Origin of the sequence: Sphingobacterium sp. NGMCC 1.201703 (assembly GCF_047784615.1) — a bacterium.
In the GTDB taxonomy this organism is placed as follows: Bacteria; Bacteroidota; Bacteroidia; order Sphingobacteriales; family Sphingobacteriaceae; genus Sphingobacterium.
Genome location: NZ_JBLOHD010000011.1, coordinates 198997 through 212518 on the forward strand (window position 1 = coordinate 198997; position 13522 = coordinate 212518).

Sequence of the window (13522 nt, forward strand, 5' to 3'; positions counted from 1 at the left end):
CCTACCCTTACTATTGATCCTAACGCGAGTAGGCTATTATCTCCGACCTAGGCTACCAATGCTTCCAATTCCCCAATTTCATTGAGAATACCCTGATAACATGCTCGATTGAAAATAAAGTTTCCAAACCTTTCGGAATGGAAACTTAATGTTAAAGGACCCATGGAGTAAATTTTATCGTCTCCCTGGCAAATAGATCTGGAATCCAACACCTACCCCTAAACCGCTCGCTCCGGTACCGGTATTAATACTGGCCTTGCTATAATTGTAACCGAAAGTTGCTTCCAGAGCGACCGTTTTGGTAATAAAATGTGCATAGCCAACATTAGCGCCTAATGCCAATGCTGCACTTTTTCCAACCGAGCTCCCAGAAATACCGATATCACCCTGACCGAAAAAACGTCCTGTAGACGAGCCTCCCCTCGGAAAATAGTTGCGAACAAAAGGAGCTATACCATAGGTCCATTCATTGTCCGCATCCTTCTGTGTTCGCAATCCAAGATTAGCCTGTGCACCGATGGCTAAACCGTCTGATACAAAATAGCCTGCGCGTGGTTGCAGTGCAGCATTAAATGACTTTCCTTCGAAACTATAACCCAAACTACCAATTGATCCACCGACCATCCAATTCCCTTGGCGAATTGGCTCAACGCCAACATCTGACGACATCTGTGGGGTAGTTTCGATTTTCTGTGCATTCGCCTGTAAACAAATACCGCCTGTAATCAATAAAAGTAGTGCAAATTTTCTCATAGTATCTTTCTTTAATAAATTACTTTAATTTAATAACAAGCTCTCTCTTTGAAAAATTTTGAATTTATTATTAATTTGATTTTTATTACAGAAACTATCTTATCTCGCCAATAGCGGATCCATCGCACGAAAAAGTCAACGATTCGATGCTGAAAACTGTTCAACTATAAAAAAGAAATCATGAGAACAACAATTCAATTTCGTAGTGGTATGCCGATGACATTCGAAGATGCTTTTATGCTATTAAACGAAATAGATCCTATCGGCAATAATCCCGGTACCGATGATGGTACCCGCATCCGTAAAGCACCAAAAGTTCCTGATTTGGAAGAAGTAATACCCGATAAATATTATCCAGAAAGTGCTGAAGGCCCCGATCCCACAGAGGAAGAACAACGGGATCGAGATGATCTGGCCCATATTGATCCAGACCACGACAAACATCAGGAGCAGCCAGATCATAAAGAAGAAGATATCTATACGCCCGACGCTGATCAGGATGAGGATGTGGAGGAAAAAGGCTTATAATCAAGGATTAAAAATATAGACGTTATGACTAAAAATCATGGTAAACAGATCAAAGATGACGCAAAGTATGAAGCTTTACGTCGTGAAGGTTATAGTAAAGAAAAATCAGCCCGTATAGCCAACACACCCGATTCTGGGGAAAAAGGCGGTAAAAGCCCTGATTTGGATCAAAGAAACAAAACTGAATTACTCGCTGAAGCAAAGAAAATTGGAATAAAAGGGCGCCATAAAATGACTAAAGAAAAACTGATCAAAGCGATTCGTTCCTAATCAAAAAACTCCCTTAGTAAAGGGAGTTTTTTTTGGTCAGCGGCTTCCTATTACCCCGCTTATAACCCGTCAATTATCTGACATCCATGGAACTGTCTTTTCGTGTGGAGTCCAGTAAGGTTGTATCTTTTTGCATACTCATCTTCTGCTGCTCACTTAAGTTATATCTTGTCTCATCAGCATCGCTCGGAGCAATGTTATCCGATTGCCCGCTTCCCTCTTTACTATTTGAAGAATTTCCACAGGAAGATAATGATGTGCCAAAGAGCAGTGCAATTCCAATGATAGCGATTAACGTCTTTACTTCTTTCATATTTGACTTATTTTTGTTTACTAATCTTTATTAAAGAAACCCCGTTCAAGAATCTTTAGTTCAAAAAAAATGAAAACTGTCTAATATGCCCCTAAAGCTGAACAGTCATTAGGATGCACGGCCATACTTGTGTCCACGTAGTTAAGACATTTCTTGCGGGAATAAATACCCTATTCATTCGTGGCAAAAAAAGTAAGGTGAATTGTTTAAAGAGTAATATTTCTCCCATAAATCAGCTTAGCTTGTAGTATTTCCGCTACAAGGCATAAAATTCCGACTATACGTATTTTCCGCATTTAGCTGTTTAAACAAGCGTTAACCGCATTATTACAGCAAAAATTAGCACTCTAATTGTACTATTCAGCTAACAAATCAGTCAATTCAATAAACGAGAGATATCATGAATAATTCCAATTTAAACTTACTTGTCGAAGAAAAAAGAAGCTTATTAAAACATTTCGCTGGAAAATTCACCACTGATCCAGACGAAAAGGAGGACTTGATTCAGGAAACGCTTATTCGCGCATTGAAGTCGATCGATGACTTTATTAAACATCCCAAATTAATGTCCTGGCTATATGTGATTATGAAGAATGTTTACATTAATCAGTACCGTAAGGCCAAAAGAACCAACGATATCCATGAAACCTATATTGGTCTCGAATCCTACAATACAACAGAATCAAATAAAGGTGAAAACAAATTTGTATCCGATGATATTGAAAAAGCAATGTGTAATCTTTCGGAGGAAAACTACCAAATCTTTCAGTTATTTCTGGAAGGTTATAAATATCATGAAATAGCCTCCTATTTTGACATGCCGGAAGGGACAATCAAGACAAGAATACATATGACCCGTAAAAAACTACAGAAACAGTTAAAAGTATACCAACTTAAATAAAACTAAATATCATTTTTGCTGTTAACATAGAACTAGTTCTGCACAAAATTTAACAATACACAAAAAAATACTAATATGGAGTCTAAAATTATAAAATTCAATCAGCACTATATGCCGATTTTGCTGATTATTTGTGGTGGTCCCATTGGAAAGAAAAATAACAAAACAGCTGTTTTATCAAATACAGCCACGCCTGTAAATAAAAAACATTCTACGGACAACACAGAAGCGGAAAAAAAAACTGGTTTTAATAAAACAAAGTAAAAAAACAATTAAATAAAAGAAGACCACTTTATTCGATTAAAGTGGTCTTTCTTTTTGTTAAGCAATCAACAAGGCTACATTCTTTTTCACTTGCTATCTAGTGCAGGGAGGTAAAAATACCTGTACGTTGTTTTTTTAAAACGGAACTGGGGTAGGATGAGTTCTTAGATTGACAGGAAATAATGCATTTAAATAAAAAATAATGGAAACGATAACAGTAAATGATAGCAAGTTAATCAATGATTTGATACAAATCAATAACGACCGTATCGCTGGATATAAAAAAGCTATTGAAATTGCTAAGCGATTACATATCGGTAACTTAAATAACATCTTTGTTGAATATATGAGTCAATCCCAAATATTTATTGAAGAACTCAAACCATATCTGGAACAGCAAGCTAAAGCGGCTACTGATGGCAACATGGTCAGTGGTAAGCTTTTTAGAATATGGATGGATATCAAATCTGCCATTTCAGGAAACGATGAAAAAAGTTTATTATCAAGTTGCGAACAGGGCGAAGATGCTTTTAAAAAGACCTATAAGGATGTCATAGACAATCAAGATTGGGAAATTACCCACGATCTTCTCCTTCTGATCGAAAAACAGCTCGCCATACAACTTGAAGCTCACGAATACATCAAAACATTACGGGATAATGCTTCTTAATTCATATTGTTTTTATCCAACCGAACTAAGATCCTTATTATCCAATTATGAGGATCTTTTTAATACAACAGCTTGTTAAAAACTAAATAACCTATATGAAAACAAGGGATAGCAAAGGATATACAAGACGAAAAGTTAGACAGACCTTTAGATACTTTGATTATTCAGGTAATGAGATTACGGATAAGAAGATATTAGAAAGAATAAATCTTCTGGCCATTCCTCCAAATTGGAAAGATGTCTGGATTTCAAAAAATGCGAAAAGTGATCTACAGGCTTATGGTTTTGATCAAAAAGCCCGCAAACAATACATCTATCATCACAAATTTGTTCAACAAAAACAGGAAGAGAAATTTAGGAATATCCGCTATATGGGGCAGTATCTACAAGAACTCAGAAAGATAACCTCGCGCCATTTGAAATATCAAGACTGGAATATGGAAAAATTATGCGCAATTGCTTTTAAAATAATGGATAGCACACTTGTAAGGATTGGAAACAAGCGTTACACATTAGAAAATAAATCCTATGGTCTCAGTACCCTCGAAAAAAGGCATGTTAAAATAATAGACAACAAGATTACTTTAACCTATAAAGGGAAGAAAGGAGTTTTTCAGAAAAAATCCTGGAAAGACAAACAACAAGCGAAATTACTTGGAGAATTGCTCCAGTTTAAGGGAAAAAATGTATTCCAACTTGATAAAACACAATGCGAAAATACGTTCTGCGGCCGTGCTTTTAATTCTTATCTGCAGCAACATTGTCCTGGCCGAATCAGCTGTAAGGATATCCGCGTATGGGGAGCTAGCCGCGAGGCTTTCAATCTATTATCCAAGATAAAACAAGGTGACACTTTAAATACACGAAAAAAGCAACTTAATGAAGTCATAAAAACAGTGGCCAAACAGCTTGGTAATACCAAAACAGTCTCTCAAAATTATTATATCCATCCGGCTATACAAATCACATTTCTGGAAGGAGTATTTCCATTCATTAAGGAAAAACTGACACTCAGCAAACTAGAAAACCGGCTATTCCGCTTCTTATTAAAAGCGAGCAAATCCCCTAACGCCCAAACTTAAACCATTCGGATAAGGGATGTTTTCTATTTTCCAACCAACAGGCAACCATTTCCATTGCCGTGACCGAAAATGTAATCCCATTACCACCAAAGCCACAAACAAAATAGCTATTTTCAAATTCTCTATGTTCCCCAATATACGGCAGGCCATCATGGGTTACTCCAAAAGTTCCTGCCCAACTAAAATCTGTAAAAAATGGTTTATTGATGATCTTTTGGAAAGACTTTTCCAGTGTTTTCGACTTTCGAGTAATCAATGCATCTCGCTTTTGGGGATTGTGAAACTCTTCATCCCCTCCGCCGATCAAAAATCGGCCATCATCAGTCGTTCGCATATAAAGATAAGGTTCAGAAGTGTTCCAGATCAATATGTCTTTATACTGCTGATACAATACAGAATCCACTTCGGAGACGATGGCAAAAGTACTCAGTAAGTCTACAAACTTCTCGGGGATGACACTAGCGGTTTCATAGCCCGTACAATATATAATTTTTTTTGTCCGGATGGTTGCCCCTGTCGACACCTTAACCAGACTGTGCAGCCTATTCTTCCTAACAGAAATAAGTTCAGTTTTATCAAATACTTCCAATCCCTGTTTGGTATTATACTTCAACAATTCATGAGCAAAACAAAAGGCATCCAGACTGGCACCGTGCCTGGAAAGTATTCCTCCATAAGTTTTGGCTAAACCGTATCCGGTTTGAATATCATCAGCGGATAACCAGTTAACCTTAAACCCCGCGGACTTCCTTTCCATAAACTCCTCCTTTAGCCATGAAATATCTTTTTTACGTGCTGCATAATATAGTGAATCCTTTCTGCGAAAACCAGCTTTAGATTTAATCTGCCGAGCAATTGAGCCAATATCATCTATCGCTTTGTTACAGGCTCTATAGCTGGCAATAGCCCCCTCCTCACCGATCAGTTTCTTCAATTGATACAGTGGTGTGTCAATCTCATACTGCAACATGGAAGTCGTTGCTGCGGAACTCCCATTCACGATTTCCCGCTTATCAATGAGGATACAGCTCTTTCCCATGGCTATGCATTGATGGGCAATGAGTGCGCCAGTAATTCCACCGCCAACAATTAAAATATCACAGGTTTTGTCCTGATGCAATGAGGGATAAGTCTGTATAATTCCATTTTTTACCAACCAAAAAGGTTCATTAGATTTTAAATCCATATCAGTCTCCAACAAATGCACTTATAACCAAATACAAAAGGAAAAAGTTTTGGATTATCTTTTAAAACGTTCAACCGAATATGCTGCATTCTTATTATTGCTGTATTGACTTTAATAACGATAAACAAGCTTATTTCCAGGATTTTTAGATGTTCCATATTTAATTGAACTCGCTAAATTCACAAAATTCTGGTCAAACCAAATTGAATCGAATTGGGTTCTCTATAAAAAAGGCAATGAAAAATATTATTCCCGAACAAAAAGAAGGCAAGAAACTGGATTGCTTCGAGTCAGTTGACTTTGAGAGTACTATAATAGCGGATACAGCCTTTGATTCGGCATGCTTCCATCTCTCCCAGGTTAATCACTGGTATGAATTAGCCGCCATTCCGGCGACGACCTTTCAGTTAACGGATCATAACGGCTTTCCTATTGACCGTCCCTTGGCGCTGCATGACTATATTAGGTTGGATATTCCGGGACCTGGCCTTCCCAGTAGTGCGGGATATGATTGGGTTAATGTCGTCAATATCACTCAAGATTCAACTCCCGAGTATAAATTATATGCTTTAACCTTGAAACCTTGCCCCGATCCAAGGCATCCAGAAAATAAAGATACTGCCCACTTTTTTGAAGGGGTCTCTTCCTCTACGTTTCTCGTAGAACAACGACGCAATAGCATTTTAATTCAATATGCCGGACGAAACGAAATTATCAACGTAGAAAATCATAACCTTGGAGACAATCTCAGAAACTTAATCATCGGAATGGCAGCTAAGGTAGGTGCCTCTTATCCACAATGGAAATTGCTCGTCAAAGGTCTTGCAAACCATATCCGCAGCGAACACAGCTAAATATAAATCTATTTCAAAGAAAATAATTTCAAAGATTGAAATCCAGCAACTAAAAATATGCTATTTGCCATAGTTAACCATTCAGTTTGTATTATTTTTTTTCGTACATTTAAGTAATATCATAAGGAGTTTTTCGGTTACTATGAGTACTGCTTTTCAATCTAACAACCAAAATATGATCAAACTTCAGCATTTTGGTAGTCTTGTCGTTCTTGATGAAGAATATACTATTCTGGCGCTGAGCGAATTTGCAGCTGAAAAAGCTGCCGGCGCGATCAACACCCTATTGGGGACTAATTTTTTTGAAAGTTTTGGTACCGTCTTTGGAGACGCTATAAAAAAAATAGCGAATACCTTGAGCGAATTACGCGAAAATGGCCAATCACGTCATATTCTTCCAATTAAAGTATTCCGGGAACGGGTTTATTTTAAGTTTAAGATTCATAAAAATCGTTTTTACATTGAATGGGAACAACAACATAAAAAATATATATCGGCAAGAAAAATAAACGAATTCAACTTTTTACTTGACACGATCCAACCCAATAATTGGGATCGGGTCTGTCTGGCGATCAATAAATTGTTGAATTACGATCGTGTTTTTGTTTTGCAAGTTCAGGAAACAGGCTATAGTGAAGTAATCGCTGAACACACGGCCGACGGGAAACCTTATTTTAAAGGGAAGGAATTTTCCAGGGAATTTATGCCCAAAGAGGCAATGGATTATTACAGTGGCTATTCATACCGTTATGTTCCCAATATTAGGAAAAATGACCAACATTTTGTGTATAAAGAAGATAGCATTGACACGCTCTCCAGTTTGCTCTGCCCGCTTCCACATCTCCATCGTCTTTTTTTGGAAAAAATCCATGTACAGAGTGCGTTATTTTTCCGGATTTGCATTGACGATGAATTTTGGGGCCTCGTTATCGCTCAACATGCTGAAGAAAAAGTTGTTGACCTACAGCAGCGTAAACTTTGTACATTTGCTATACAGGCAGCGACCAACAAATATGAGAGTCATATTAAACAAAACCTGCTTGAACGAACTGAACTCCTCAATATCGCAGAAGTTGAACTAAAAAAAAGCTTATCTGAAAATAAGATGGTCAATTGTGCTTTAGTTCAGCACATGGATACCTTGACGCAGTTAGTGAATGCTGATGGGTTATCGATATTCAATCAGGGCGATGTATTCAGTCACGGTTATACACCACCTAAACCCCTATTTTATAAAATCATTCAATTTCTCCAACAACACAGCGATAAAGCCTTATTCAAGGATTACAATTTTAGCTTAAATCATCAGCATCATTTTAAAGAAAAATTGAATTTCGCGGGTTTGATGTATCTCAAAGTTGGGCTCGAAAACGATTATTACCTTGTATGGTTCAGACAAGCAACTCAAAGTCGCGTAATGCAAATCAAACCGAATCGAAGCCGGCTACAACACCCTGATCATTTAGAGTTATGGGAAGACGTTCGTCATGATGTTGCAAAACCCTGGAATGATGCTGAAATCAATTTCGTATTGCGTTTAAATCAAATTATCAAAGAATCTATATTTAGAAAGCTCAAAGAAAGACAATTATTGAACGAAGAACTGCTGAGCCTGAATAATGAGTTAGAAATGTTTACCTATACCCTATCACATGATCTGAAAAATCCTTTATCGATCTTAAAAATGGGTATTCAATTTTTACAACAGCATTCCGACAACATCGATTTTTCAAAAACCAACAAATGGTATCAAAATTTCAGCAGAAGTGTTTCCAATATCGAAGACATTATTAATAATATCGTTCAATTGAGCCAGAATCGGGCAAGTGTTCTGAATAAAGAGCCTCTTCCAATGGCTTACACATTACAGCGGATCTTCCAGGAAAACAAAATATTATATGATGCAACGGAATGTCAATCCCATTTTGGACAATTGCTACCCATATGGGGAGAAAAGAGCGCTGTTTATCAAATATTCACAAACCTCATTGTAAATGCAATTAAATATTCCGGTCAATCAGAAAAACCGACGATTAAAATTGAGAGTACCAACCAAGATGATATGACCTATTATTGCATCCAAGATAATGGTATAGGCATCCCTCAAGAACATCTGCCACATATTTATGAAATGTTTACACGGGCAGACAATGTTGGTGGAATTCCGGGCACAGGCATTGGCTTATCTCTTGTTAAGCGTGTCATGGAACGTTTGGGTGGTACTATAGAAATCGAATCCAAGGTCGGATTAGGAACGACAGTTCACTTATATTTCCCTATTGTAGCCCCTTTTCCCGAACATATGCTCAATGATTAACCATATACAGGTGGATTGGTTTCTTCAGGCCGCTACAGGAAATGAAGGCGGAGACTTTACGAAAGTTAACGCTAATTTTTCTTCGTTAACTTTCGATAGACTACTAAAGTCATCACAAAAATAAAAATGAAGACAAAAAGCCAAATCCCGGGCTCAGTATACCATTCATTTGAATTCCCTGTATTTAATGCTTCTGTTTGCCTGGGTTGCGTTACTATGGCTATCAATACATTCGCTAAAGTATGGGGTGTTCTCATTATAATTTACGTTGTTTATCAAATATAGAGAACTCCTGTCAGCTCCAAGTGGTTTGAATCTGATTAGTTTAAACCAATTGTAGTTTGTAATTGTTCTCTATAAAACAATAGTTTAAAGGACATAGCTCTCATATTCAATTATTGAAACAATGGAAAAGACATTACAACATTCGATAGTAAAACAAGGTTTAATTATTCTATATTATTTCAGCAATAGATGGTATCGTAAATGTCTATTTACAGAAAACCGCGTGCCGGCCTCAAATACAACTACATCTATGCAGGATAGTGACGAGGGAATCGTATGTCCCAAGAAAGATACACAATATACAGATGAAGACAAGTCCGACATTTCCGATGTCAGACAGCATCTAATTAATAAAAAACCAAACCAGTCCCTTATTTCGAAAAAAACGACTAAACCAAAGGAAAATGAAGATTAACGTCAGCCTATTTAGTACCATGCTGAAGCGCTATCCCGAGCTTACGTATTGTATAGCGCAGCACCTCTTACCATACAGTATATAATAAACAAAGGTCAATTTGTCCCTTTTTTCCTATTTTCACTTTTGGTTTCTTTTTTATTGTGCGTGGTATTTCCAGCTTTAATCTCGTTTTCTGTTGACTCCCTACTATCGAGATTATTTTTGTTTAAGACTGTATTGCCTTTGACCTTTTTGGTCGAATTGTTCTTATTTTCCATACCCATTGTCTTCAAATTTTAAAATCATTCTATCTGATGAACATTGATGAGCGACATTTCGTTGAATTATCATTAAAAAAAACTATTTATTTTTTACACCTGTTCTTATAATAAAAGCAAGCTCATTCAATTTGAAACAAAAAAGATGAAAAAAGGAAAATTATATTTGATGTCGTTGGCTATGGGTGCGATATTTTTTGCATGCAACAACCAAACGCCGCAAGAAAAAGCTACCGACCAAATGGAAAAAGCCGAAAATAAAGCCCAGGCTTCTAGCGAAGATGCGATGGCGACATCTGAAAGCGCAGCTGCTAAAAATACGGAAGCGGTCATTTATTCGAATATAGCAGCAGCGAACGAGGCTATCTCCAAAATTCCCGCACCGCAACTTTCCAACGCAGAAGCGAAATCATTATATACAAGACTGGGAAAAACTGTTGTGGATCGTATCAACGCCAAAACAGCGCTAGAAGCAATGGATAAAGAAGATGCGATCCAGAGAATTAAAAATGATACTGCACGTAAACTTCAGGCTGGGGAGATTACACAATCAGACTACGATAATATACTAAAATATCTAGCGGACTGTTTTGCTGCATCAAAATCTATCAATTAACCAGAATTTAGAAAGGATAACTAACGATGGATAAACAGGAATATCAGCATTGTATTGCGGCCTGTTGGCAGTGCATTACAGCCTGTCAGCATTGCACCCTTGCATCTACAAAAGAGCATGACATTGCCATAAAAGCAAAATGCATCGCATTAAATATCGAATGTGCTATAATATGTACATCTACGGCGCAGTTACTTGCAATAAATAGTTTCTATGCAAAAGAACTTATTAAAATTTGTGCAGAAATATGTTCCAACTGTGCCGAAGAATGTTTCAAACATCACGAAGAATATTGTCAAAGCTGCGCAAAAGCATGCGAGCGTTGCGCCATTGCCTGTCATGCTATACTAGCTTAAATTTGGACACCGATGCCGTATGCCCCACGCGAGGTAAAGTGCTCAATAAAAATAGCAGCTAAACCGAGCTGAGAAAAACGATCAAAAAATAAGGGTTTAAATGATTAACTTAATATCCCGTTCTCGAAGGCAAACTTGACCAAATGCGCGGTATTTTTTACACCCGCTTTATCAATGAGATTTTGGCGGTGCCCTTCTACTGTACGTTTACTCAAAAATATCTTGTCTGCAATTTCGATATTGGTATAGCCCTCAGCTATCAGCTCCAGGACTTCCCGTTCCCGTTCAGAAATTTCGAAATCTGTTCGCATTCCTATTGAGTCCTGCGCGTAACGTTGACCCGAACGGATATGTTCCAATAGCAACATGGAGATTTCTTCACTCATATACCGACCTCCAGCAGCAATATGTTTGAGTGCAAAAAGTAGTTCATTATAACCGATATTTTTCACCAAATACCCCATAAGTCCATACTCGAACCCTTCAATAACATAGTTGATTTGGTTCAACATCGACAGTATGACTACTTTTATACTGCTATATTGTTTATATAAGATCCGCAGGAGTTCGATACCATCCATTTCGTCCATGCTGATATCCGTTAAAATAATATCCGGCATTGATCCAGGGTTCGATTCAAGATAATCTAAGGCTTCCATCCCATTGGAAGCCTCTCCAATTACTTCGAAACTGTCCTGGGATTCTAAAAGTAATTTAATACCATTACGCACCACCATATGGTCTTCTACCAATAGGATTTTTATCATATCGTTTTTTTAAAAAGTTAATTTAAGTATCATACTCTTTTCGGGGCTGTCACTAATAATCTGAGCACTATAAAGCTCCGTTATTTTTTTTAAACGCAAAGGACTGTCCGCGCGCTTGGGTGTCTGTAGTGTATTATTTTCTTTAAAATAAGGCAACACCTTAATGAAAACCGCGAAATCAATAAGCTGTACAGATATCGAGCTTGCTTCAACAGGCATTTCCTCCTTCAGATATTCAAATAATGCGGTAAGCAATTTAAAAAGACGAACTTGGACATGCCGCTGAAGTTCTTTTAAATTGGGATCGAGAATAATATCTATTGTAAAACCCAGCTTCTGTTTATAGGAGGCGACGACTTCGTCAATCGCATGGAAAATCCCAAGGTCATTCAAGATTGGGTTATACAGCAGTGTAGCTTTGTTGCGCAGCTCGATCACGAGAGAAGTCAACGAATCACGCAAGCAGCGCAGCTCTTCAAAGTCACCATGTTTATTCGTAAAATTTTGTAGGGAAATGCGCATTCCATAAACTTCCTGCGCAAGTTCATCCCTAAAATAACGCCCGATACGTCCCAAATCTTCTTGTTGACTCCGGATAATGGATTTGTAAAATTCTTCTTGGCTTCCACCCCAAATCAGATTTAGATCCTGCCGCCCCCCCTCGTTTCGCTGTGATCGATCTAAGAATAAATTTTCGTCATCGTTCCCCATAGTATTCTCTTTTTTCTTACTTACGAGTAATAACCATTATCAAACTCGAACAGTTTTCAAAAACTGATAAAATGCTAAAAGATACTGTATTGTTTATAGTACTACGTATAAATACGGTACACCATGGGATAAAGGATCGATCTAGCCAAGGAAAACACTTGTTGTTAAAGTAAAAAACACCTTAATTTCTATTTAGCAATTGCTGGCCTTATAACCTCAAAAAATCAAAACACACACTGACTTTCAGTTAATTAGAGTTTTAAGAAAATTATTTGGATTGATTTATAACTTAAAAACATGAGTTTTTATCGTTTTTTCTAGCACCCTAATTGTAGTAATCTTGGCACTGATAGACACTTAAAAATTGATAATATGGAAACTACAACAATCGATCAACTGTTTAAGGAAAAGAGACCTACATTAAAATATTTGGCCGCTCAATTTACAAGTGATCCAGATGAAAGAGAAGACTTGGTGCAGGAAACTATGGTCAGATCATTATCTTCCATAGAGAAGTTTATAAAGCATCCTAAACTCATGTCCTGGTTATACATCATTATGAAAAATACGTATATCAATCAATATACTCGCAATAAAAGGTTGGAGAATTACCGTAATGAATACATAAGCACTGGTTATGCCAATGAGACTACCCGTAATCGTTGCGAAAATAACTTTGTTGCATCGGATATTCAGCTTGCACTCAATAATCTACCGAAGGATTATTACAATGCTTTTGCTCTATTTTTAGAAGGATTTAAATATTATGAAATTGCTGAACACCTACAAATTCCCGAAGGAACCGTGAAAACGCGTATTCATATGGCACGTAAGTCACTACAAAAGCAACTTAAAACCTATGCGAAGAGCATTTATTAATGCTAGCAGCTCTTTATAAAATGAAGCAGGCACTAGGAGTGCCTGCTTTTTTGTTTGCCTATTCCCACCAGCCTTTACATGATATTTTTAGCATT

Annotated in this window: 19 protein-coding genes; 13 read left to right on the forward strand and 6 right to left on the reverse strand. The window is 37.3% G+C overall.

All coding sequences use genetic code 11. The annotated features are described in order from the left end of the window. Positions 1-174 precede the first annotated feature (174 nt). Positions 175-753 carry a hypothetical protein gene (locus ACK8HY_RS21060; protein ID WP_416134717.1) on the reverse strand — a complete coding sequence of 193 codons (579 nt, stop codon included), beginning with the start codon at positions 751-753 and terminating at the stop codon, positions 175-177. Between the two features lie 180 nt (positions 754-933). Here ACK8HY_RS21060 and ACK8HY_RS21065 point away from each other — a divergent pair, with 180 nt between their 5' ends. Both ACK8HY_RS21065 and ACK8HY_RS21070 read left to right on the forward strand, forming a co-directional pair. Beyond that, positions 934-1281: a hypothetical protein gene (locus ACK8HY_RS21065; protein WP_416134718.1), complete on the forward strand. Its 348-nt coding sequence runs from the start codon at positions 934-936 to the stop codon at positions 1279-1281. Between the two features lie 24 nt (positions 1282-1305). After that, positions 1306-1551 (forward strand): Rho termination factor, encoded by a 246-nt coding sequence (locus tag ACK8HY_RS21070; protein WP_077434097.1) that lies wholly within the window; start codon positions 1306-1308, stop codon positions 1549-1551. A 73-nt stretch (positions 1552-1624) separates the two neighbouring features. Here ACK8HY_RS21070 and ACK8HY_RS21075 read toward each other — a convergent pair whose 3' ends face one another. Continuing rightward, on the reverse strand, positions 1625-1864 hold the full coding sequence (locus ACK8HY_RS21075) for a hypothetical protein (RefSeq protein ID WP_077434099.1): 240 nt from the start codon (positions 1862-1864) through the stop codon (positions 1625-1627). Positions 1865-2264: 400 nt separating this feature from the next. Here ACK8HY_RS21075 and ACK8HY_RS21080 point away from each other — a divergent pair, with 400 nt between their 5' ends. The 4 genes from ACK8HY_RS21080 to ACK8HY_RS21095 all read left to right on the forward strand — a co-directional run bounded on the left by ACK8HY_RS21080 (position 2265) and on the right by ACK8HY_RS21095 (position 4781). Beyond that, positions 2265-2765 carry an RNA polymerase sigma factor gene (locus ACK8HY_RS21080; protein ID WP_077434101.1) on the forward strand — a complete coding sequence of 167 codons (501 nt, stop codon included), beginning with the start codon at positions 2265-2267 and terminating at the stop codon, positions 2763-2765. A gap of 75 nt (positions 2766-2840) precedes the next feature. Continuing rightward, positions 2841-3029 (forward strand): hypothetical protein, encoded by a 189-nt coding sequence (locus ACK8HY_RS21085; RefSeq protein WP_077434103.1) that lies wholly within the window; start codon positions 2841-2843, stop codon positions 3027-3029. A gap of 202 nt (positions 3030-3231) precedes the next feature. Then, positions 3232-3699, forward strand: coding sequence for a ferritin-like domain-containing protein (locus ACK8HY_RS21090; protein ID WP_416134719.1), 468 nt, complete (start codon positions 3232-3234; stop codon positions 3697-3699). Between the two features lie 95 nt (positions 3700-3794). Next, positions 3795-4781, forward strand: a complete 987-nt coding sequence (locus tag ACK8HY_RS21095; protein ID WP_416134720.1) for a DNA topoisomerase IB — start codon at positions 3795-3797, stop codon at positions 4779-4781. Here ACK8HY_RS21095 and ACK8HY_RS21100 read toward each other — a convergent pair. Further along, the gene (locus ACK8HY_RS21100) at positions 4765-5967 is read right to left on the reverse strand and encodes an NAD(P)/FAD-dependent oxidoreductase (protein WP_416134721.1); all 1203 of its coding nucleotides are present in this window, start codon (positions 5965-5967) and stop codon (positions 4765-4767) included. The two genes, ACK8HY_RS21095 and ACK8HY_RS21100, sit on opposite strands and share 17 nt — an antisense overlap. Before the next feature lie 236 nt (positions 5968-6203). Here ACK8HY_RS21100 and ACK8HY_RS21105 point away from each other — a divergent pair, with 236 nt between their 5' ends. From ACK8HY_RS21105 to ACK8HY_RS21120, 4 genes are all read left to right on the forward strand, one after another. Further along, complete coding sequence (locus ACK8HY_RS21105; RefSeq protein ID WP_416134722.1) at positions 6204-6821, forward strand: hypothetical protein; 618 nt, start codon at positions 6204-6206, stop codon at positions 6819-6821. A 175-nt stretch (positions 6822-6996) separates the two neighbouring features. Beyond that, positions 6997-9138, forward strand: a complete 2142-nt coding sequence (locus ACK8HY_RS21110) for an ATP-binding protein (protein WP_416134723.1) — start codon at positions 6997-6999, stop codon at positions 9136-9138. Further along, entirely contained in the window at positions 9131-9262 is a 132-nt protein-coding gene (locus ACK8HY_RS21115; protein WP_262507808.1) for a hypothetical protein, read from the forward strand. Before ACK8HY_RS21110 ends, ACK8HY_RS21115 begins: the two co-directional genes overlap by 8 nt. A gap of 282 nt (positions 9263-9544) precedes the next feature. Next, positions 9545-9838: a hypothetical protein gene (locus tag ACK8HY_RS21120; protein ID WP_077434115.1), complete on the forward strand. Its 294-nt coding sequence runs from the start codon at positions 9545-9547 to the stop codon at positions 9836-9838. 95 nt (positions 9839-9933) lie between these two features. Here ACK8HY_RS21120 and ACK8HY_RS21125 read toward each other — a convergent pair whose 3' ends face one another. After that, a complete protein-coding gene (locus ACK8HY_RS21125; protein WP_175991970.1) occupies positions 9934-10098 on the reverse strand; it encodes a hypothetical protein in 165 nt (54 codons plus the stop codon). Positions 10099-10243: 145 nt separating this feature from the next. Here ACK8HY_RS21125 and ACK8HY_RS21130 point away from each other — a divergent pair, with 145 nt between their 5' ends. Continuing rightward, positions 10244-10714 (forward strand): hypothetical protein, encoded by a 471-nt coding sequence (locus ACK8HY_RS21130; RefSeq protein WP_416134724.1) that lies wholly within the window; start codon positions 10244-10246, stop codon positions 10712-10714. Positions 10715-10740: 26 nt separating this feature from the next. Then, the gene (locus ACK8HY_RS21135; RefSeq protein ID WP_139351032.1) at positions 10741-11070 is read left to right on the forward strand and encodes a four-helix bundle copper-binding protein; all 330 of its coding nucleotides are present in this window, start codon (positions 10741-10743) and stop codon (positions 11068-11070) included. 104 nt (positions 11071-11174) lie between these two features. On the opposite strand, the gene ACK8HY_RS21140 is transcribed toward ACK8HY_RS21135, so the two are convergent. Both ACK8HY_RS21140 and ACK8HY_RS21145 read right to left on the reverse strand, forming a co-directional pair. Further along, positions 11175-11837, reverse strand: a complete 663-nt coding sequence (locus tag ACK8HY_RS21140; RefSeq protein WP_077434119.1) for a response regulator transcription factor — start codon at positions 11835-11837, stop codon at positions 11175-11177. Between the two features lie 9 nt (positions 11838-11846). Then, positions 11847-12548: a hypothetical protein gene (locus tag ACK8HY_RS21145; RefSeq protein WP_416134725.1), complete on the reverse strand. Its 702-nt coding sequence runs from the start codon at positions 12546-12548 to the stop codon at positions 11847-11849. Positions 12549-12920: 372 nt separating this feature from the next. Between ACK8HY_RS21145 and ACK8HY_RS21150 the strand changes: the two genes are divergently transcribed. Beyond that, positions 12921-13427 (forward strand): RNA polymerase sigma factor, encoded by a 507-nt coding sequence (locus tag ACK8HY_RS21150; RefSeq protein WP_077434122.1) that lies wholly within the window; start codon positions 12921-12923, stop codon positions 13425-13427. Positions 13428-13522 lie beyond the last annotated feature (95 nt).